The organism is Mesorhizobium sp. M8A.F.Ca.ET.181.01.1.1 (assembly GCF_004792025.1).
GTDB lineage: Bacteria > Pseudomonadota > Alphaproteobacteria > Rhizobiales > Rhizobiaceae > Mesorhizobium.
On sequence record NZ_SRTV01000009.1, the window covers coordinates 148,043 to 167,854 of the forward strand.

Genomic DNA, 19,812 nt, shown 5'->3' on the forward strand with positions numbered 1-19,812 from the left:
GGGTCCGGGTTCGGCATATATTCATTTTTTTGCCACTCTGGGCGTGTCTTGAAGCGGGACTGTGAGCTTGGAAGACCAGATGGACCGGGGCTGCCGGAAGGAAAATGTCGCTGTGGACAAGCGGGTACGTGAAGCCGGCCTGAGGCCGACGCGTCAGCGCATTGCGCTGGCCGACCTGCTTTTCGCCAAGGGCGACCGCCATTTGTCGGCTGAGGAACTGCACGAGGAGGCGCAGGCCGCCGGCGTGCCGGTGTCGCTGGCCACCGTCTACAACGCGCTTCACCAGTTTACCCAGGCGGGGCTGCTGCGTATCCTCGCCGTCGAAGGTTCCAAGACCTATTTCGACACCAATACCTCCGATCACCACCATTTCTATATCGAAGGCGAAAACAGGATTTTCGACATCGCCAACGGCCCGGTCACGGTCACCAACCTGCCGGACCCGCCCGAGGGCATGGAAATCGCCAATGTCGATATCGTGGTGAGGCTGCGTCCCAAGCGTCCGGAATGACCGGCGAAGCCGGAACAATCGGTGTGGGATGAAACCCTTGGATTGGATAGTGCGGCTCGAATGGGCCGTCGTGGCGGTTGCCGCAATCGTCTTCTATGGCGCGACGGGCGTTTCCTGGTGGCTTTTCGCGTTGCTCATCCTGGCGCCGGACCTGTCGATGCTGGGTTATCTCGGTGGACCTCGCATCGGCGCCCTTGCCTACAACGTCTTGCACATTCTGATCGTACCGGTGCTTCTGCTGCTTGCCGGGCATCTCGCCGGCAGTGCGGTCGGCAGCGCCATCGCACTGATCTGGATCGCTCATATCGCAATCGACCGTGCACTGGGTTACGGCTTGAAGCTGTCAACGGGGTTTCAGGACACCCATCTTGGCCCTATCGGGCGCAAACGCGAGACGTTCAGTCCTTGACCCGCTCGCCCGGATAGGCGCCCCAGACGACCGACTGGGCAAGCCAGCCGGTGTGGCCGTCGAGCGTCATTTCGCACCATTGGCCGTCGCAGGACTTGATCGTGCCCATAACGCCCGGTTCGACGATCGCCACCACCCTGGCATCCTTGTCGGGACCTTTCAGAAGATTGACCTGGCCGCCCTTGCCGCGCTGCCAGGGCGCGATGATCGCCGTGCGCCGGCCCGACAGCAGCGACTGGTTGATCCATCCTTCCGAGCCATCGGCGTCGCGCACGCGCCGCCACGTATCGAACTCCTGGATGATCTCCATCGGCAGGCCAGCCTTCATATACATCCAGTCGACCGAATAGTTGGCGCCGGGGCCGACGCGCGAGTTGACGCGGCCGGATTTCAGGCTGACGAATCGCGGCAGCGGCAGCCCACTCGGTCCGAGCGTGATGGCGCTCTGGGCAGGGGCGGCCGCGCTCTGCGCGCCGGCAAGCGGAGAATAGAGGAGAGCGCCGAGAAATGCTGCGCTGAGGGCCAGGCGAAGCGACGCGAAACCAGACACTTTCGTTCCTTTCGGCGCCGGCCCGACGGCTGCGGCACCCCTTTTTCTTTGTCTTCGGCGGCACCGCTTGTTACATGGGTAAAATCGGCTACCGCGACCAGCTTTCAGTTTCGCCGGTCTTGGTTAAAGAGGTCTCAACGAGGGAAACAATGCCAGGCAAAAAGAAGCCTCTCGTGGTCATCACGCGAAAGCTGCCCGACCCGGTCGAGACCCGCATGCGCGAACTGTTCGACGCAAGGCTGAATGTCGAGGACCGGCCGATGACGCAGCCGGAACTGGTCGCCGCGGTCAAGGAAGCCGACGTGCTGGTGCCGACCGTGACCGACCACATCGATGCCGCATTGATCGCCCAGGCCGGCGACAACCTCAAGCTGATCGCCAATTTCGGCAACGGCGTCGACAAGATCGACGTGGCGGCGGCGGCCAAGAAAGGCATCACCGTCACCAACACGCCCAACGTGCTCACCGAAGATACCGCCGACATGACCATGGCATTGATGCTGGCTGTGCCGCGCCGGCTGGCGGAAGGCGCCAACGTGCTCACGGGCGACAAGAAATGGGCCGGCTGGTCGCCGACCTGGATGCTTGGCCGGCGCATCTGGGGCAAGCGGCTCGGCATTGTCGGCATGGGCCGCATCGGCACCGCCGTTGCCAGGCGGGCCAAGGCTTTCGGCCTGTCCATCCACTATCACAACCGGCATCGCGTGCTGCCGGCGGTCGAGGATGGGTTGGAGGCGACCTATTGGGAGAGTCTTGACCAGATGCTGGCCCGCATGGACATCATCTCGGTCAATTGTCCGTCGACGCCGGCGACCTTCCATCTTCTGTCGGCACGGCGGCTGGCGTTGCTGCAGCCCACCGCTTATATCGTCAACACCGCCCGCGGCGACATCATCGACGAAGAAGCGCTGGTCAAGCTCATCCAGGACGGCAAGATCGCCGGCGCCGGCCTCGACGTCTACGAGCACGAGCCGGCCCTTAACGCCAAGCTCTTGAAACTCGCCGCCAGGAACAAGGTCGTGCTTCTGCCGCATATGGGCTCGGCCACGCTCGAGGGCCGCATCGACATGGGCGAGAAGGTCATCATCAATATCCGCGCCTTCGTCGACGGCCATCGTCCGCCGGACCGCGTGCTGCCGCTCAGGACCTGAAACTGTCCAGGCGCAGGCTCGCCGTTCAATGTAACGCGACGCTTACGAGATCGTTTTGCGCATGGTGATGGAGGTCGGCGTGTCATAGCCGTCATGCGCCGTCCGCCCGGTTTCGCGAAAGCCGAGCCGGGCGAAGGCGGCATGATTGGTGGTGAGCTCGATCCTCGTCTCGAGCTCGATGGCGGCCTTGCCGCGGCTGCGGGCCAGATCTTCGGCCGCTTGCATCAGCCGTCGGCCAATGCCGTGCCCCTGGCGGTCCGGGGCGACGGCGAGCTTGCCGACATAAAGACCGTCAGCTCTTTCAAGAGCAAAAACGCAGCCCACGATCCTGTCGCCGTCGAGTGCCAGGAAGCCGGTCTCCCGCAGCGCCTTGGCGCGCAGCGCATCGGCTGTGAGCAGGTGAGCCGACGACGGCGGGTCGATGATGCCGTCCATAAAGGCGAAGGCACGCATGATGAGGGCAAGCACATCACCCCAGCGGCCGAAATCGGCTGGGATCCGCGTGATCGAAACATGGGAATGTTCCAAGATCAGCGTCTCTTGTAGCGGATCGTCTCGAAGCGCGCGGCCAGCGCATCATAGAGCAGCAGCCGGCCGATCAGCGGCTCGCCTATGCCAGTGATCAGCTTGATCGCCTCCATCGCCTGCAGCGTGCCGACGACCCCGGTCAGTGCTCCGAGCACCCCCGCCTCGGCGCAGGACGGCACAAGCCCCGGCGGCGGGGCCTCGGGAAACAGATCCCGATAGCTCGGGTTTGGCTTGCCGTCACTGCCGTTTTCGAAAGGCTTCAGCACGGTCACCGAGCCATCGAAGCGTCCAACGGCTGCATGCACCAGCGGCTTCTCTTGGCTGGCGCAGGCATCGGCCACCACATAACGCGTCTCGAAATTGTCGGACCCATCGACGACGACATCGTACCTGGCGACGAGGGCGGGGGCGTTCTCGGCGGTCAGCCGGAATGTGTGCGTTTCGACTGATATGTTGGGATTGATGCGAGCGATCGCCGCCTCGGCGCTCTGGGTCTTCAGCATGCCGATCGTATCGGTGCCATGGATGACCTGGCGCTGCAGGTTGGAGAGAGAAACGGTGTCGTCGTCGACCACGCCGAGCGTACCGACGCCGGCCGCTGCGAGATATTCAAGCACCGGCGCACCGAGCCCGCCGGCGCCGATCACCAGGACCCGCGCCTGCTTGAGCTTCTGCTGGCCCGCGCCGCCGACCTCGGGCAGCACGATGTGGCGGGCATAGCGTTCGATCTCGTCGGCGGTGAGCGCTGTGGTCATATCGGGACCATATAGTGGTCGAAAAAGCTTGTCAGGGGTCTTCGGTTGGCCCAACCGTACCATGGTCGACAGTCAGGAACTGCGCTCGGCCATGCAGGCTGGAAAACAACGCCGCATCGGTTCCCGTCATGAAAGCCTGGCAGTTCAGTTCCTCCAGGATCGCGAACAGTGCCGCGCGCCGTCCGCCGTCGAGATGCGCCGCGATCTCGTCGAGCAGCAGGATCGGCGTCAGCCCGGACATTTCCCCGGTCAGCCGGGCATGCGACAGCACGATGCCGATCAGCAGTGCCTTCTGTTCGCCGGTCGAGCAGAGTTCGGCCGGCATCGCCTTGGGCCGGTGCCGGACCATGAGGTCTGAGCGGTGCGGGCCTTCGAGGGTGCGTCCGGCGGCGCGGTCACGGTCTCGGCCATCGGCAAGCGCCCGCCGGAACCGCTCCTCGACGTCGACCGCCGGTGCGCCGGCAATCTCGGCCTCCAGGTCACCTGAAAGGCCGATATCGGCCTGCGGAAACGGTCCGGTGTCGGGCAGCCTGCCGATCATGGCGGCCAGCAGCCGCACCATTTCGGCGCGCGCCGCGGCGATCGCCACGCCGGTCTCTGCCATCTGCGTCTCTATCGCCTCGAACCAGCCGACATCCCGCGAGCCTTCCGTCAGCAAACGGTTACGGCCCCGCATCGCCTTCTCGTAGTCGAGCGCTCGCTGGCCATGTCCGGGATCGATCGCCAGCACCAGCCGGTCGAGAAAGCGCCGGCGATCCGCGGCAGGTCCGGTGAACAACGAATCCATCGCCGGCGTCAGCCACACGACCCGCAGCCATTCCAGCATGCCCTCGGCCCGCGCGGCGGCTCCGTTTATACGCACCCGCCTGCCGCTTTCCGCCGTGTCGCCCCCGGAGATGCCCGTGCCGATCTCGACCTCGCCGTCAGGCCCGTCGAGCCGGGCATGCAGGGCAAAGCCGCCATCGCCACCCTCACGTGCCACATCCCCGTAAGGTGCGCGGCGCAAGCCGCGCCCGGGCGTCAGAAAGGAGATCGCTTCGAGGAGATTGGTCTTGCCGGCACCATTGTCGCCCGAAAAGACCACGGCGCCCGGCGCAACATCTATCGCCAGGGTCGCGTAGTTACGAAAATTGGTAAGCGTAAGCTTACTTATATGGGTTTGTGCCGGCAACCGCTATCCGCCCGTGGAAGTCACCGCAACCAACGCCCGCCGCCGGCCGTATTCGCCAGGCGCCGCCGCGCCGGCTATACCCGCATCGGCATCAGCACGTAAAGCGCGGTCTCGTCGGCCATGTCGTGGATCAGCGTCGGTGAACCGGCATCGGCCAGCATGAATTTGGCTTCCGTGCCGGTCAGCTGCGCGGCGACATCGAGCAGATATTTGGCATTGAAGCCGATCTCGATCGGGTCGGCCGAATAGTCTGCCGCCAGTTCTTCCGTTGCGCTGCCCGAATCCGGATTGTTGACGGCAAGCGTCACCTGGCCTTCGCTGATCGAGAGCTTCACCGCGCGGCCGCGTTCGGAGGAGATGGTCGAGACGCGGTCGACCGCGGCGGCGAAGCTCTGGCGGTCGAGGATCAGCTTCTTGTCGTTGCCGGTCGGGATGACCCGCTGATAGTCGGGGAAGGTGCCGTCGATCAGCTTCGAGGTCAGCACGACGCTGCCGATGGTGAAGCGGATCTTGGTGTCGGACAATTCGGTGGTCACGGCGACATCCGGATCGTCGACCAGCTTTTGCAGTTCACTTACCGTCTTGCGCGGAATGATGATGCCCGGCATGCCCTCGGAGCCAGCCGGTGCGTCGATCTCGGCGCGCGCCAGGCGGTGGCCGTCGGTCGCCACCGAGCGCAGCTTCAGCTTGCCGCCGACTTCATGCGTGTGCAGGTAGATGCCGTTGAGATAGTAGCGCGTCTCCTCGGTGGAGATGGCGAACTGCGTCTTCTCGATCAGGCCCTTCAGCGCCACCGAGTCGAGGCGGAAGATGTGCGAGAAGGATCCGGCCGAAAGCTCGGGAAAGTCGGATTGCGGCAGGCACTGCAGGCGGAAGCTGGAGCGGCCCGACGTCACCGTCATGGCGTTGCCGTCCTCATCCGTCTTCAGCATCACCTCGGCGCCGTCGGAAAGCTTGCGCACGATGTCATAGAGCAGGTGCGCGGGGACCGTCGTCGCGCCGCCGCGCTCGACCTTGGCGGGCGTCGCTTCCGTCACCTCCAGGTCGAGGTCGGTGGCCTTCATTTCGAGGCTGGCGCCTTCGGCGCTGAGCAGCACGTTGGACAGGATCGGTATGGTGTTGCGCCGTTCGACCACGCGGTGCACGTGGTTGAGCGACTTCAGGAGATTTGACCGTTCCAGGATAACACGCATGACGAAACAGGCTCGCTTGAATGAATGAACGGGTCTCCGGCTACCGGCGCCCCGCGAAAGCTCTGAACAGGCTTCAGAATCTACGCAAACTGACAGGAAAAAACCAGTGAACGCAAGCCCGCGCCACCGGTTCGGGCCGGTTACGCGGGCTTTCTGGGGATAAAGCTGGCCAACCCCACGAGCGGGCGGTTTTCGGCCGCTCAGGCCTGGTCGTTGATCAGCCTTCTCAGCAATTCCAGTTCCTGCGCCAGCGTGTTGTCATTGCCGGAAAGATCCTCGATCTTGCGCACGGCGTGCAGCACCGTCGTGTGGTCGCGGCCGCCGAAGCGCCGTCCGATTTCCGGCAGCGAGCGCGGCGTCATCACCTTCGACAGATACATCGCGACCTGCCGCGGCTTGACGATGGTGCGTGTGCGCCGGTTGGACAAAAGTTCCGTCTTCGAGACGTTGTAGTGGCGCGCCACGATGCGCTGAATATCCTCGATGCGGACCCGCTTCGGCTCGCCGGTGCGATAGATGTGGCCGAGAATCTCGTCGATGCGGTCGATTGTGATCTGCGGTTCGAACGACTGGCGAAACAGGAGCTGGTTGAAGGCGCCTTCCAGTTCGCGTCCGCTACCAGTCACGGTGCGGGCAACGTGGTTGAGGATCTCTTCGGAAATGTCGAGCGATGCATCGTCGATCCTGGCTGTGGCCAGGCGCAGTTTGAGCATGCCGAGCCGCATGGCGAAGTCGGGTGCCGACATTTCGAGCGCGACGCCGCCATTGAGGCGCGAACGGACCCGCGGTTCGAGCGATTCCAGCTCCGACGGTGGCCGGTCGGCGGCGACGACGACCTGCTTGGCGCTGTCGAGCAACATGTTGATCAGATGGCAGAATTCATGCTGGATCGACTTGCCCTGCAGGAACTGCATGTCGTCGATGATCAAGAGGTCGATGTCGCGCAACTGCTCCTTGAGCGTCAATGCGTTGTTGTCGCGGATCGCGGTGGCGAAGCGCCACATGAAATACTCGGCGGTGAGATAGACGACGCGGGACTTCGGGTTCTGCTTCAGCGATTCCGCGGCAATGGCCTGCAAGAGGTGCGTCTTGCCGAGCCCGACGGTGGCATGCAGGAAAAGCGGATTGAAGCGCACCGCGCTCGACTGCGATTCCGCCACGGCCTTGGCGGCGGCGAAGGCCACGCGGTTCGAGGGGCCTTCGATGAAGGAGCCGAACGTGTAGCGCGGGTCAAGCGGCGATCCCAGCACGTTGTGGCGGAACTCGCTCTCGACCGGCACACCCGGACGCGGCATGGGAGACCGTTCCACCCTGCCTGGGCTGACCGTGCCGGCGGCCAGCGCCGTCTGCGTCTGCCGTGTCATCTTGCGCGCCGGCGCCAATTCCGGTTCAGGCTGGCTGCGTCCCTGACGGGTCGCGGTGCGCACGACGATCTCGATCTTGAGAAGCTCGGGATCCTCCTGCTTCCACAGCTCGGAAATGAGATCGTGATAGTGGCCGTTGATCCACGAGCGCAGGAACGCGGTGGGCACGGAGATGCGGACAATGCCCTTGGAAGCTTCCGCGACCTTCATGCGGCCGAACCAGCTGGAATAGACTTCGGTTCCCAGGCGCGCCTTCAACTGGGCCTTGACCCGGTCGAATTTCTGTTCCGCGTCGCTGGAGACCGCCATCTCGTTTGCTCCGATCAAAGTTCCAGGAAATGGGAGGTCGCCCGTAAGCTCCCTTTCGATGCCGCTCTGCATGATCGAGTTCCTTGCCTTTCTGTACCTGTTTTTTCGCCGGGGATGCGCCTCCTGCATCCTTTTTCCAGCGACCGTGTCTTCGCTACGATGCCCGTTGCCGCCGCTGGCAATGAACGTCGCCCACTATCCAAGGGAACCGGTGCCGGCCCATGGAAGCCAGTCCGCGTTGGGTATGTCAGGGCAATACGAAACCGTCCGGCGAAAGAGCGCCGGCGCGCCGTCCTACCTGCCATGTCTAGTTACGCCAGTCCCCTACCGTATCGAAAAAGAGCAAACCATACCCGTCCACGGACTTGATCCGCGTCGCAAATCCCGCCAATTTTAGCTGGCCGCGTCAGGCTGGGTTAAGGGCAAGAGGCCCGTCCCTTTCGATAGATCGACATTACCGAAATCGCTGTGGATAGGGCAAGGCCACGTCTAACGGATTTTTAAGGAATCTGGTTACCTCGGGCGGGTTCGAGCGCCATGCCGCAGTGGCATATTTTGACAAAGCCATTGTGATTCAAACCCTTTTCCGACGAATATGAAAAAGCCGGGCCGGCGCGAAATTTTCTGAAATAATTCTCTTGACAGCCAGTTGTCCTCCCGTCGCTTCGGCGCGTTGTGGACAAGCTGTGGATGACTGTCGCTAACCAATTGAAAAATATTGGGTATTTCTGTGAGGCGGGATTTTTCTAGGCGCCGCTTTTCAAGCGTGCCGATCATCAGCGGGCATGCATGTGCCGGCAAAGCATTTCGAACTCTGGAATCTGCATTTGCAGCTGTTTGCGGCTATTCTTTTTAAGTACTTGCCGGCAAACGAAAAAACCCGGCGCGATCGGCCGGGTTCGAAGAAGATCGTCCTGGGAAGGCGATGTCAGGCCGACAGCACCTTGAGGCGCTGGGCCAGGCGCGACACCTTGCGGGATGCCGTGTTCTTGTGGATCACGCCCTTGGTCGCGGCGCGCATCAATTCCGGCTCGGCAGCCTTGAAGGCGGCCTGTGCGGCGGCCTTGTCGCCGGAGGCGAGTGCCTCCTCGACCTGGCGGACGTAGGTGCGGACGCGCGAGCGGCGGTTCTTGTTGATCGCTGCGCGGCGGGCGATCTTGCGCGTTGCCTTTTTGGCCGAGGATGTGTTGGCCATGATGCCTCTCTTCTGATCTGGTCGGCGCACGCGGCGTGCCGCAGGGCGCAAAAAACAAACGGGCAGCCACGGGGCCGCCTCGGTTGGTGCGGCTTATAGTTCAGCTTTTCCGGCGCGTCAACGCCGCCTGGCGTTCTTTTTGGCCAAGGCCACGGGTTTCGGGCGCCGGCCTGCAACGCCCTACCGGTTGGTGAAATTCGGCTTCCGTTTTTCGGCGAACGCCGCCATGCCTTCCTTCTGGTCTTCGAGCGAGAAAAGCGAATGGAACAGGCGGCGTTCGAAGCGCAATCCCTCGGCAAGCGTCGTCTCATAGGTCCGGTTGACCGCTTCCTTGGCCATCATCACCGACGGCAGCGAGAAATCGGCGATTTTGGCCGCCGCCTTGACGGCCTCTTCGACCAGCTCGCCGGCCGGAACGACCCGCGACACGAGGCCCGAACGTTCGGCCTCGGCGGCGTCCATCATCCGTCCGGTCAGGCACATGTCCATCGCCTTCGATTTGCCGACGAACCGGGTCAGGCGTTGCGACCCGCCCATGCCGGGAATGACACCGAGCGTGATCTCGGGCTGGCCGAATTTGGCCGTGTCGGCGGCAATGATGAAATCGCACATCATGGCGAGTTCGCACCCGCCACCGAGCGCATAACCGGCCACCGCCGCAATGATCGGCTTTCGCGCCCGCGTCAGTTCCTCCCAGCCGACGAAGAAATCCTGCACATAGGCATCGACGAACGCGATCTCCTGCATTTCCTTGATGTCGGCACCCGCCGCGAAGGCTTTGTCGGAGCCGGTGATGACCATTGCGCCAATGCCCGTGTCGCCGCCGAAATCCTTCGCCGCCGCCACCACCTCGGCCATGACCCGCGAATTGAGGGCGTTGAGCGCCTTTGGCCGGTTCAGCGTGATCAGCCCGACCTTGCCGCGCCTCTCGGTGATGATTGTCTCATAGGCCATTGGCTGCTTCTCCTTCCTCGACACCGGTCTAGCTCACGTCTGACACGCCCGGCAATAGAAGGTCGAACGTCCGCTCTGCACGATGCGCTCGACATGGCCGCCGCAGCCGGGCTTCGGGCAAGGCTCACCTTCGCGGTCGTAGACGGCGAAGGAATGCTGGAAATAACCCAGCGATCCGTCGGTGTGCATATAGTCGCGCAGTGAAGATCCTCCCGCCGCGATGGCATCCGATATGACCGAGCGGATCGCCTCGGCGAGGCGATCGCTTTGTTCCCTGGCCTTCTTGCCTGGCCTGGCAATGGTGCCTGCCTCGCGCAGCGGTGACAGGCCGGCACGCCAGAGCGCCTCCGAGACATATATATTGCCTAAGCCGGCGATCAGCCTCTGGTCGAGAAGCGCTGCCTTGAGCGGCGATCTGCGGCCTTTCAGCAACGAGGCAAGCAGAACGCCGTCCAGCGCATTGCCGGTGGGTTCGACGCCCAGTCCGGCGAGCATCGGATGCGTCTCCGGCGGCTCTTCCGTAAACAGCATGAAGCCGAAGCGGCGCGGATCGTTGAAGATCACACGTGACCGCCCGCCGGCCGCCGAAACGACATGGAACACGACATGATCGTGCGCCGCGCTCTTCGAGCGCTCATGGTGGAACACGCCCGGCGTCTCGTCGTCGTCGCCGGTCTCGATGCGAAAGGAGCCGGACATGCCGAGATGGCAGATCAGCACCGGACCGCCCTGCATATGCATGGTCAGGTATTTGGCGCGCCGGCCGAGCGCCGTGATCGTCCTGCCGGTCAGCCGCTCCGAAAACCGTTCGGGGAAGGGGAAGCGCAGGTCCGGCCGTCTCATCTCGACCTTGGCCAGATTGGCGCCTTCCAGGACCGGCTGCAGCCCGCGCCGGACGGTCTCGACTTCAGGCAATTCAGGCATGGCCGCCAATCATCGCATGGAAGGATGTGCCGTTGCGGCCGCGCGCCAGCGCGAGGTGTTCGGCAACGGTCTCGCCGATATCGGCGAATGTCGCCCTCAGCCCTATGTCGCCGCCTTTGAGACCAGGTCCAGTGCCGATGACCGGGATCCGTTCACGCGTATGATCGGTGCCGCGCCAGGTCGGGTCGTTGCCGTGATCGGCGGTCAGGATGAGAAGGTCGCCCTGCTTCAGCTTGGCGAACGCCTCCGGAAGCCTCCGGTCGAAGGCCTCGAGGGCGGCCGCATAACCGGCGACATCGCGGCGATGGCCGAATTCTGTATCGAAATCGACGAAATTGGCGAAGACGAGGTCGCCGTCGGTCGCCTCGTCCATCGCGACCAGCGCCTGGTCGAACATGGCCATGTTGCCTGCGGCCTTGCGGACTTGCGAAATCCCGCGATGGGCGAAGATGTCGCCGATCTTGCCGACGGCGATGACGCGGCTGCCGCGCGCCGTCAGCCGGTCGAGCAATGTCGGCTCGGGCGGCGGCACGGCGTAGTCGCGGCGATTGTAGGTCCGCTCGAAGGTGGCAGATGTCTCGCCGACGAACGGACGCGCGATCACCCGTCCGATCCTCAGCGGGTCGACCAGCCGGCGCACCACCTGGCAGAATTCATAGAGCCGCTCGAGGCCGAAATGGGCCTCATGCGCGGCGATCTGCAGGACGGAATCAACCGATGTGTAGCAAATCGGCTTGCCGGTGCGGATGTGCTCCTCGCCGAACCGCTCAATGATCTCGGTACCTGGCGCATGGCAATTGCCGAGGATGCCGGGCACCTTTCCTTCGCGGATCATCGCCTCGGTCAGGTCGGCCGGAAAGGCGGGAACCGTGTCCGGGAAATAACCCCAGTCGAAGCGCACCGGCAGGCCCGCGATCTCCCAGTGGCCGGAAGGCGTGTCCTTGCCACTCGAAATCTCTTGCGCCGCGCCATGGAAGGCATTGGCGAGCAGGTTCGTCCCGAAATGCGTAAAACCCAGTCCTGTCGCCGTCTCGGCCGCCTTGCCAAGTCCCAGCGATGCCATATGGGGGACGAACAGTGGTCCCTGGCGAAGCCCTTCGCGATCCGCGCGGCCTTCCGCGCAAGCTTCGGCGATGTGCGCCAGCGTGTTGGCGCCGGCGTCGCCATAGCTTTCGGCGTCGGCCGCGCCGCCGATGCCGAAGGAATCCAGGACAAAGAGGAAAGCACGCGCCATCGGGTCATTTGTTGCCAGTGTGGACGCCCAGACATAGGGTTCCACGGCGACGTTGGCAATTCGGAAACCAAACCGCAACGGCTTGGCGCGATACTCAAATCCATGTCGCCCAAAAGTGCGCAGCGGTTTTGCGACAACGACATGGACAAGCTAAGGGATCCATGCGCGGTTTGGACAATGAGATACAGGCACAAGATCAAGTGCCGCGACGAGTTGGGCATGTCCATGGACGGAACAAAGGGCAAGGCGGTCCTGTCATGAAGGCTGCGCTCAAGGCTTGGACTGCCCTCATGGCTGTGAACGGCGCATTCTGGTGCGGACCGGCCTGGGCGGACTGGCGCGATGATATCGGCACATTTCGCATCGGCGTCGTGGCCGAGCCCGGCGCCGGCAACGCCGTTCCGGGGCTGGCGGTGTTGACGCAAGCCTTTACCGATGCGCTCGGCATGAAGGTCGAATTCGTCGTTGCCCGCGATTACGCGGCACTGATCGAGGGACAGGCCAATGCACGGATCGAATACGCCATCTATTCGGCGACCGCCTATGCCACGGCGCTGCAACGCTGCGGATGCATCGAGCCGCTCGTGGCGCCGGTCGATTCCGACGGTGCGGCCGGCATCCGCTCGGTATTGCTGACCCGGGATGGCAGACTGCGCGGCCTGGCCGATATGGAGACCCACCGGATCGCCGTGCCGCCGCCGGACAGCGTCGGCGGTTCGCTTTTGCCCTTGGCGGGGTTAGCCGCCGAACACGTCGAAATCGCCGAGGATGCACCGTTTCTCGTCCATGCCGCCTCGGCGTCGGCGGCCGAAACCATGCTTGTCGAAGGCGCGGCCGACGCCATGTTCGGCTGGGTGAAGGCGGCGGCCGACGGCCAGCCGCGACTGGCCGGGGGCACGCAGGCAAGGCTCGACGCATCAGGCCTTTCGGCGTCGGCCACTCAGGTGGTGTGGACGTCGGGTCTGCTGCGATACGGCCCCCATGCGGTACGCAGCGATCTCGATCCGGAAGCCAAGCGCCGGCTGACCGTATTCCTCACCAATCTCAAATCGACGACGCCGGATGTCTACGACCTTCTGGAAGCGAGGCATGCCGGCGGCTTCATGCCCGTGGTTCCCAAGGACTATGCTGCGGCGGAGGCCATCGTGCGGATGGTGTCGGTCGATGGTGGGCGGCAATGAGCCCTCAGCAGTCGCTGCAAGGGATCGTGACGCTTCTGCGGGGGCGCAGATAATATGTTTCGCTCATCGTCATGCCTTTGGCGAGCGTCTCGATAAACCCAAGCTTCTGTTGGGTGTCTGTCGTCCAGCCGACGATCGGCTGGTAGCCCAGGGTGCTGTCGACGCGGACGAGAAAGGTCCCGGCGACCTTGAGCGCTGTCGGAACCGTAGTGGTCGAGCCCGCCGCTGCACCGACGCTGTATGCACCACTGGTCACCTTGCGTGACCACACCACCAACACCTTTGGCGTGGGATCGGTGGTGACCTGTATGGCTGTGATGGTGATGTCCGGCACCGAGCGGTTGTAGGGTTGAAGGGTTACGCTGCCGATCTTCATGATGGCATCGAGGTCCGCCTTGACGATGGTCGGCTGTTGCGTGACGAGATCGGCGACCATGCTGCCGATGCGGCTGACCTTCTTGCTCGTCTCGATGGCCTGCGAGGCCTCCATGGTCATGAAATACATGATCAGCAGGACAGGCGCGATAAGCGCGAACTCGACCGCCGCGACGCCGCGGCGATTGGACCAGAATCGGGCTGATTTGCCCCAAAGCCCCGCAATTCCCAGATGTGCCCCCGCACGCATCATACTCGTTGCCTTTTTTCTTGTTGTTGCTTCCGTGATGGCATCAATTGTCGAACGGCTCGTTCTGCCAGGTCACCGAAGCGAAATGGAGGGTTTTGTTACCTCCCATCGACTGCGCCATCAGGTTGGTCATGATGGGCCATTTGTAGAAGACCCGCAGCATGTTCCTTGACTCCGCCGCACCCGCCGTGACGGTAAAGGGCACATCCGCGCCACTTTTCGTCAGCTGAATATTACCGCCCTGAATCCTGAAGCCGGCCAGGGCCGCGTCGGCGAATGTCGTGTATTGGCGAAGATCGACGCTCAACTGATTGGGACAATCCTGGGAAACGATGATTTCCAGCTTGTCGCAGATCATGTTCTTCAAATTGTCCCCGGCGATGTCCGCGGCCTTCAACTGGCCGGTGCGCAGCCGGCGCGCGACATCGTCGGTGATGTTGGCCATCACCTCCTGGCTGGCAAACGAGATGCAGCTCTCGAGGATGGCGAACACCAGGAGTGCGAACGGTATGGCAAGCAACGCGAACTCCAGCGCCGTGCTGCCGCGTCGGTCGCGCACGAAGCGTTGGAAAGGCCCGGTACGCTCCACCTTGCGCTGATCTGTCGAGCCGAGTTCCATGCTCATGCGATGTTCCTGCCATCCCTGGACGGTGCTGACAGGTGTATTAACCCAAACCGATTGAGGTCCGGTTTGAATGATCGTTAAAGTCGGCGCGCGCGTTTTAACCAGCAGGTAACCTGGGCGATGGCGCGCTCCCGTGCCGCCTATTTGCTGACGCTCATCTCGGCTTCGGACGATTTCTCCGCATCGCTCTTGTAGGAGCTTTCGCAATAGGGCGTGCACGACATGGTCTGGACATCCGCGCGGCGGTAAATGCGAACCGACGAGGCTGCCTGGCGAACCACGGTAACCTGTGTGTCGACGATCGGGCTGCCTTCCTGGTCGAGAACGACGAGGTTGGTGACACCGAAACCCTTGCCGGTGAGCACGATCGTCGAGGCATCCTGGACGGAAGCGTCGGCGATTGCCGGGTTGCCCACGACGATCGTGTCGGCGGGGCGCGACAGTTTCACGATCTTGGCCTGATTCATGGTGACTTCGATGTCGGCGCCAGCCCTGGCGGGTGTAATCAAGCTGGCGGCGGCAAGAAGCGCGGCAATCAGGATTGAGGATCTCGGCACGGCCATCAAGGCGCTCCACGCAAGCGGACTGTTCAACGGAACATGAACGAGATTGGTGAACCAACGGTTAAGTGGGCTTGCCGCCGGCGGATGGAGCGGTCGGCATGGCTGCCCGCCTGGCCGGATGGGCGCGGGGGGTGGCAAGCTTCCCCAAGCCCTTGCCTTTTGCGGCGTTGACCCGCGAAACGAAACATTAGCCAGCGCTTAGTATGGAGTTAACCACGCACTTGGTTCGAGCCGGGAAAGGAATCGGTAAGGCTGTTTATTAAGCCGATCGAAAGAGCTTCTCCCTAGATTGGCAGCATCCGATCAACCATCACAGAAGTTGACGGAAGTGCTGTAACACGTGGAGTAGGAGCTCTCGAATGTCTAACCTTTTTGCACGTTTCGTGAAGGACGAATCCGGCGCGACCGCTATCGAATATGGTCTGATCGCCGCTCTCATCGCGCTCGCCATCATCACCGGCGCCGGCGCACTCGGCAATGCCATCAACGCCAAGTTCACTTCGATCGGCAGCACGCTGAACAGCAGCGGCAGCTAATCTGCTTATTGCCGATCGATCGGATCGCATTCAGGACAGGGGCCGCCACAGGGTGGCCCCTGTTTTATTTTACTTGTTTCGGACCGCGGCGGAACAGTCGTCTTTTCACCACTGACCTCATCAATCGTTAATCGAACCAGCCTAGATTGAGTTTCTGTGGAATCCGCACAATAGGCACAATCGCCGATGCTTGAAGCCCTGATCTTCGTCGTCTTTCCGTTCTGCATGCTGTTTGCCGCGATCTCCGACATGTTGTCGATGACGATCGCCAATCGCGTGCCGGTGCTGCTTGTCGTCGTCTTCGCCCTGGTGGCGCCGCTGACGGGCATGGACTGGGCGGCCTATGGCTGGCATTTCGCCGCCGGCGCCATCGTCCTGGCCGTGACGTTCGGCCTGTTCGCCTTGGGTGGCATGGGCGGTGGCGATGCCAAGCTGCTGGCCGCCACGGCCGTGTGGATGGGGCTCAACGTGCAGCTCGTCGAATATCTTGTCGCCTCGACAATCATCGGCGGCCTTCTGACGATCGCGATCCTGCTTTACCGGAAATCGCCGCTGGCGGTTTTCACCGGACGCAATCCATTCCTGCGGCATTTCGCGGAAGAGTCGGCCGGTGTTCCCTACGGGATCGCGCTCGGCCTTGGTGGCCTGCTGACCTACCCGGACTCGCCTTTGATGGTGTGGGCGCTGGCAAGGCTGGCGAGCTGAATTCATCAAATTTTTCGTGGGCTGACATGGCTTACACGCCGGCTTTACGGAGCGGCGGCCCAGCCTTTCCGCGCATCGCGGCGCGATCCGTCCAATTTATGTAAACCTTAAATTAATCACGATCGTAAGCATTGCATTAACCTTGTTTTGACGATTGCCGCTGCAAAGTCCGGCTTGGCTACGTGGTTTGCCAAGGGCGAGGGTTCGGACAGATGCCAGCATCCCGATTGATTATTCTGAGCGTGGCGGTGGCCGCGGCGGGCGGTGCTGGCTATGTGGCGAAAAACATGGTCGCTCCGCCGCCTCAGGTCGTCGTCGATTCTGGCCCCCAGGCGCCCGCGGTGTCCCTGCAGGACGTGCTTGTGCTCTCGGGCGATGTCGCAATGGGCAACGCGCTCGAGAACAACATAGCCTGGCAATCCTGGCCCGCTGACGGCATCAACGCGAATTTCATCACCAAGGCCACCGCTCCCGATGCTTTGGAGAAACTCAAGGGGTCGATTGCCCGCGTGGCGATGTACGCGGGCGAGCCGGTGCGGCGCTCCAAGCTGATCGGCGAGGGACAAAGCTTCATGTCGTCCATCCTGCCTTCCGGCATGCGGGCGGTCGCAACGACGATATCGGCGGACACTTCGGCCGGCGGCTTCATCCTTCCAAACGATTTCGTCGACGTCATCATGACCCGCAGGGCCGATGCCAGCACCGGTGGCGCCGGCTTCAACACCGAGACCATCCTCAAGAATATCCGCGTCCTGGCGATCGACCAGACCATCCAGGAGGACGAGGAAGGCAAGAAGACCAGGGTGGGCCAGACCGCCACGCTGGAGCTGACCCCCAAACAGGCGGAGATCATCACCGTTGCCCAGCAGATGGCGGATCGCCTGACTCTGGCGCTGCGGGCGATCGCTGACACCCAGGAAAAGAATGTGGATGAGGCCGACTATCTCGTTTCCGGCAATGGCCGCCGGGGAACGGTGAGGCTGATCAAGTCGGGCGAAGTCTCCGAAGTAGGAGCAAGAAAATGAGGCTAAGCGCTAAACTGCCGGCTATCCTAGCCACGGCATTCGGCCTGCTGCTCGTCGGAGCGAATGTGCAGGGCGTCGAGGCGAAGAGCACGCAGGTGTCGGCCACGACAGCCACCCAGCGCGTCAAGCTTGGCCTCAACAAGTCGGTGGTCATAGACCTGCCGAGCGATGCCTATGACATTCTTGTCGCCAATCCCTCCGTTGCCGACGCGGTGACCCGCACCGCAAGGCGTATCTACCTCTTCGGCAAGGCGGTCGGCGAAACCAACATCTTCGTCTTTGGGCCGAACGGCGAACAGATCGCCAGCCTGGATCTGGCCATCGAGCGCGACGTCGCCGGCCTGGAGGATTATATCAAGCGCTTCCTTCCGACCTCGGCCGTCAAGGTTGAACTGCTGAATGACAACGTGGTTCTGACCGGCACCGTGGATACACCCTTGGATGCCAAGCGTGCCGAACAGCTGGCAAACATGTTTGTGTCCGGCGGTGAAGCGACGACGGGACAATATTCGCAGACCGCTGCCGGCGGCTCGGCCCAGAGCGGTGTCGACATCAACAACCCTGACCAGGAGCGCCGCGTCAGCCAAATCGTCAATTTGCTGCAGATCATCGGTGACGATCAGGTCACGCTGAAGGTGACGGTCGCCGAAGTCAGCCGTTCGGTGATGAAGCAGCTCGGTGTCAACATGGTCGGCAGCGGCGGCAGCAACGGCATCAGCTACGGCGCGCTCAGCGACAATTTCACCGGCCTCGGCAAGCAACTGTCGAATTCCGGCTTCACGATCGGCGCCTCGGGGTTGCAGGCCTATATCAACGCCATGGAACAGTCCGGGGTCATGAAGACGCTGGCCGAGCCGACCCTGACTGCTGTTTCTGGCGAGAAGGCGACGTTCCGGGTTGGCGGTGAATACAACATGGTGAGCGGCGTCACCGCGAACGTATCGACCGACAACCAGACCGGCCTGAAGAACTATACCATCGACAAGATCGAATATGGCATCGGCCTGGAGTTCCAGCCGGTGGTGCTGTCTCCCGGTCGCATCAGCCTGAAAGTCAGAACGTCGGTCTCCGAGCCGACCACCGAAGGGTCCGTTTCGCTGTCCTCGGGTGTGACGAGTCCCGGCACGAATATCCTGTCTCTGCGCAAGCGTCTTGCCGATACGACCGTGGAACTGCCCTCCGGCGGCTCCATGATGATCGCTGGCCTTGTTCGCGACGATGTCAGGCAGGCCATCAACGGCTTGCCCGGGCTGACGAAGATTCCAGTGCTCGGCGCGCTCTTCCGCAGCAGGGATTTCGTGCGCAACGAGACCGAGCTCGTCATCATCATCACGCCCTATCTGGTGAAGCCGGTGGCGCGCAATGAGCTGGCCAAGCCGGACGACAATTTCAACCCGCCGAGCGACGGCGCCGGCATGTTCCTTGGGCGCGTCAATCGCGTCTACGGCACCATGCAGACCGACAGGCCCAACGGCCGCTATCACGGCGTTGTCGGCTTCATCTACAAGTGAACGGGAAAGCGGACATGTCTCAGTCAGCACTTAAGGCAAGGACCATGGCGATGCGCTCCGGCCGTTCTCGGATAGGCCTGCGAGCGCTTCCGATCATGGCGGTGGCGGTGTCGGCTCTGCTGGCCGGTTGTGCCCAGCGCGACAGCGTTACCGTCGGCGCCATCCCCGACGACTATCGCACCAATCATCCGATCGTCATCGCCGAGAAAAACCAGAAGATCGATCTTCCTGTTGGCGCCGGTGACCGCGGCATGACCGGCTCGCAGCGCGACACGCTCCTGGGTTTCCTCGACGGCTATGACAAGAGTGCCGCTCCGACATTGACGATCCAGATTCCAAGCGGATCGGCCAACGAAGTCGCCGCAACGGCGGCCGGCCATGATTTCGCTCGGCTCGCGTTCGCTGCCGGGATCAAGCGCGACCGGATCGTCGTGGTCTCCTATCAAGCGGGATCGAGCGAGGCATCAGCCCCGGTTCGCGTCTCCTACATCGCGGTGAGGGCACAGACCGACAAATGCGGTCGTTGGCCCGCTGACCTGGTGGAGACGTCGGAGAACAAGCACTACGCCGATTTCGGCTGCTCCTATCAGAACAATCTTGCCGCCCAGGTGGCCAATCCGGGAGATCTTCTCGGGCCGCGCAAGTCCACCACTATTGATGCGGCCAATCGCAGCAAAGCCATCGGTGTCTACCAAGACAGGGGCATTTCGGATGAATTCCTCGGCAACTCGGAAGTGACTTACTAAGCCGCCCTCGGAAAGAAGCGACGTCAGGAACAGGCCACGGAAAGAGC

General features: G+C 62.6%; 22 protein-coding genes. 9 read left to right on the forward strand and 13 right to left on the reverse strand.

Annotated features, from left to right (window positions below; genetic code table 11):
• Positions 1-79: 79 nt before the first annotated feature.
• Positions 80-511, forward strand: a complete 432-nt coding sequence (irrA, locus tag EN824_RS27450) for an iron response transcriptional regulator IrrA (RefSeq protein ID WP_027142023.1) — start codon at positions 80-82, stop codon at positions 509-511.
• 28 nt (positions 512-539) lie between these two features.
• Complete coding sequence (locus tag EN824_RS27455; protein WP_135932907.1) at positions 540-920, forward strand: DUF4260 domain-containing protein; 381 nt, start codon at positions 540-542, stop codon at positions 918-920.
• Here the strand turns inward: EN824_RS27455 and EN824_RS27460 are convergent.
• The gene (locus tag EN824_RS27460) at positions 910-1,470 is read right to left on the reverse strand and encodes an SH3 domain-containing protein (protein ID WP_127276864.1); all 561 of its coding nucleotides are present in this window, start codon (positions 1,468-1,470) and stop codon (positions 910-912) included. The two genes, EN824_RS27455 and EN824_RS27460, sit on opposite strands and share 11 nt — an antisense overlap.
• Before the next feature lie 149 nt (positions 1,471-1,619).
• Between EN824_RS27460 and EN824_RS27465 the strand changes: the two genes are divergently transcribed.
• Positions 1,620-2,621 carry a D-glycerate dehydrogenase gene (locus tag EN824_RS27465; protein ID WP_127276862.1) on the forward strand — a complete coding sequence of 334 codons (1,002 nt, stop codon included), beginning with the start codon at positions 1,620-1,622 and terminating at the stop codon, positions 2,619-2,621.
• A 42-nt stretch (positions 2,622-2,663) separates the two neighbouring features.
• Here the strand turns inward: EN824_RS27465 and EN824_RS27470 are convergent, their stop codons facing one another.
• The 9 genes from EN824_RS27470 to EN824_RS27510 all read right to left on the reverse strand — a co-directional run bounded on the left by EN824_RS27470 (position 2,664) and on the right by EN824_RS27510 (position 12,248).
• A complete protein-coding gene (locus EN824_RS27470; protein WP_245521027.1) occupies positions 2,664-3,149 on the reverse strand; it encodes a GNAT family N-acetyltransferase in 486 nt (161 codons plus the stop codon).
• Between the two features lie 2 nt (positions 3,150-3,151).
• Entirely contained in the window at positions 3,152-3,904 is a 753-nt protein-coding gene (locus tag EN824_RS27475; RefSeq protein ID WP_127276860.1) for a molybdopterin-synthase adenylyltransferase MoeB, read from the reverse strand.
• Positions 3,905-3,935: 31 nt separating this feature from the next.
• Positions 3,936-5,075, reverse strand: coding sequence for a DNA replication/repair protein RecF (gene recF / locus EN824_RS27480; protein ID WP_127276858.1), 1,140 nt, complete (start codon positions 5,073-5,075; stop codon positions 3,936-3,938).
• A 74-nt stretch (positions 5,076-5,149) separates the two neighbouring features.
• Positions 5,150-6,268: a DNA polymerase III subunit beta gene (gene dnaN, locus EN824_RS27485; RefSeq protein ID WP_127276856.1), complete on the reverse strand. Its 1,119-nt coding sequence runs from the start codon at positions 6,266-6,268 to the stop codon at positions 5,150-5,152.
• Between the two features lie 200 nt (positions 6,269-6,468).
• Complete coding sequence (gene dnaA, locus EN824_RS27490; protein WP_127870750.1) at positions 6,469-8,013, reverse strand: chromosomal replication initiator protein DnaA; 1,545 nt, start codon at positions 8,011-8,013, stop codon at positions 6,469-6,471.
• A gap of 856 nt (positions 8,014-8,869) precedes the next feature.
• Complete coding sequence (rpsT, locus tag EN824_RS27495) at positions 8,870-9,136, reverse strand: 30S ribosomal protein S20 (RefSeq protein ID WP_027026587.1); 267 nt, start codon at positions 9,134-9,136, stop codon at positions 8,870-8,872.
• 180 nt (positions 9,137-9,316) lie between these two features.
• Positions 9,317-10,090, reverse strand: coding sequence for an enoyl-CoA hydratase (locus EN824_RS27500; protein ID WP_127279777.1), 774 nt, complete (start codon positions 10,088-10,090; stop codon positions 9,317-9,319).
• A 33-nt stretch (positions 10,091-10,123) separates the two neighbouring features.
• Positions 10,124-11,014, reverse strand: coding sequence for a bifunctional DNA-formamidopyrimidine glycosylase/DNA-(apurinic or apyrimidinic site) lyase (mutM, locus tag EN824_RS27505; protein WP_127279776.1), 891 nt, complete (start codon positions 11,012-11,014; stop codon positions 10,124-10,126).
• Positions 11,007-12,248, reverse strand: coding sequence for a phosphopentomutase (locus EN824_RS27510; RefSeq protein ID WP_127279775.1), 1,242 nt, complete (start codon positions 12,246-12,248; stop codon positions 11,007-11,009). The genes mutM and EN824_RS27510 overlap by 8 nt, the downstream gene beginning before the upstream one ends.
• 257 nt (positions 12,249-12,505) lie before the next feature.
• Between EN824_RS27510 and EN824_RS27515 the strand changes: the two genes are divergently transcribed.
• Complete coding sequence (locus tag EN824_RS27515) at positions 12,506-13,429, forward strand: phosphate/phosphite/phosphonate ABC transporter substrate-binding protein (RefSeq protein ID WP_127870751.1); 924 nt, start codon at positions 12,506-12,508, stop codon at positions 13,427-13,429.
• Positions 13,430-13,433: 4 nt separating this feature from the next.
• Here EN824_RS27515 and EN824_RS27520 read toward each other — a convergent pair whose 3' ends face one another.
• The 3 genes from EN824_RS27520 to EN824_RS27530 all read right to left on the reverse strand — a co-directional run bounded on the left by EN824_RS27520 (position 13,434) and on the right by EN824_RS27530 (position 15,242).
• Positions 13,434-14,057: a TadE/TadG family type IV pilus assembly protein gene (locus tag EN824_RS27520; RefSeq protein WP_127280724.1), complete on the reverse strand. Its 624-nt coding sequence runs from the start codon at positions 14,055-14,057 to the stop codon at positions 13,434-13,436.
• 40 nt (positions 14,058-14,097) lie between these two features.
• Positions 14,098-14,679, reverse strand: a complete 582-nt coding sequence (locus EN824_RS27525) for a TadE/TadG family type IV pilus assembly protein (RefSeq protein ID WP_127280725.1) — start codon at positions 14,677-14,679, stop codon at positions 14,098-14,100.
• 140 nt (positions 14,680-14,819) lie between these two features.
• On the reverse strand, positions 14,820-15,242 hold the full coding sequence (locus tag EN824_RS27530; protein ID WP_127280726.1) for a pilus assembly protein N-terminal domain-containing protein: 423 nt from the start codon (positions 15,240-15,242) through the stop codon (positions 14,820-14,822).
• Between the two features lie 359 nt (positions 15,243-15,601).
• Here EN824_RS27530 and EN824_RS27535 point away from each other — a divergent pair, with 359 nt between their 5' ends.
• From EN824_RS27535 to EN824_RS27555, 5 genes are all read left to right on the forward strand, one after another.
• Complete coding sequence (locus tag EN824_RS27535; protein WP_056569967.1) at positions 15,602-15,778, forward strand: Flp family type IVb pilin; 177 nt, start codon at positions 15,602-15,604, stop codon at positions 15,776-15,778.
• Between the two features lie 186 nt (positions 15,779-15,964).
• Entirely contained in the window at positions 15,965-16,483 is a 519-nt protein-coding gene (locus tag EN824_RS27540) for a prepilin peptidase (RefSeq protein ID WP_127870752.1), read from the forward strand.
• A 212-nt stretch (positions 16,484-16,695) separates the two neighbouring features.
• Complete coding sequence (cpaB, locus tag EN824_RS27545; protein ID WP_127278980.1) at positions 16,696-17,508, forward strand: Flp pilus assembly protein CpaB; 813 nt, start codon at positions 16,696-16,698, stop codon at positions 17,506-17,508.
• A complete protein-coding gene (locus EN824_RS27550) occupies positions 17,505-19,019 on the forward strand; it encodes a type II and III secretion system protein family protein (protein ID WP_127278981.1) in 1,515 nt (504 codons plus the stop codon). The genes cpaB and EN824_RS27550 overlap by 4 nt, the downstream gene beginning before the upstream one ends.
• A gap of 14 nt (positions 19,020-19,033) precedes the next feature.
• Positions 19,034-19,765, forward strand: a complete 732-nt coding sequence (locus tag EN824_RS27555; RefSeq protein ID WP_127278982.1) for a CpaD family pilus assembly protein — start codon at positions 19,034-19,036, stop codon at positions 19,763-19,765.
• Positions 19,766-19,812: the final 47 nt, after the last annotated feature.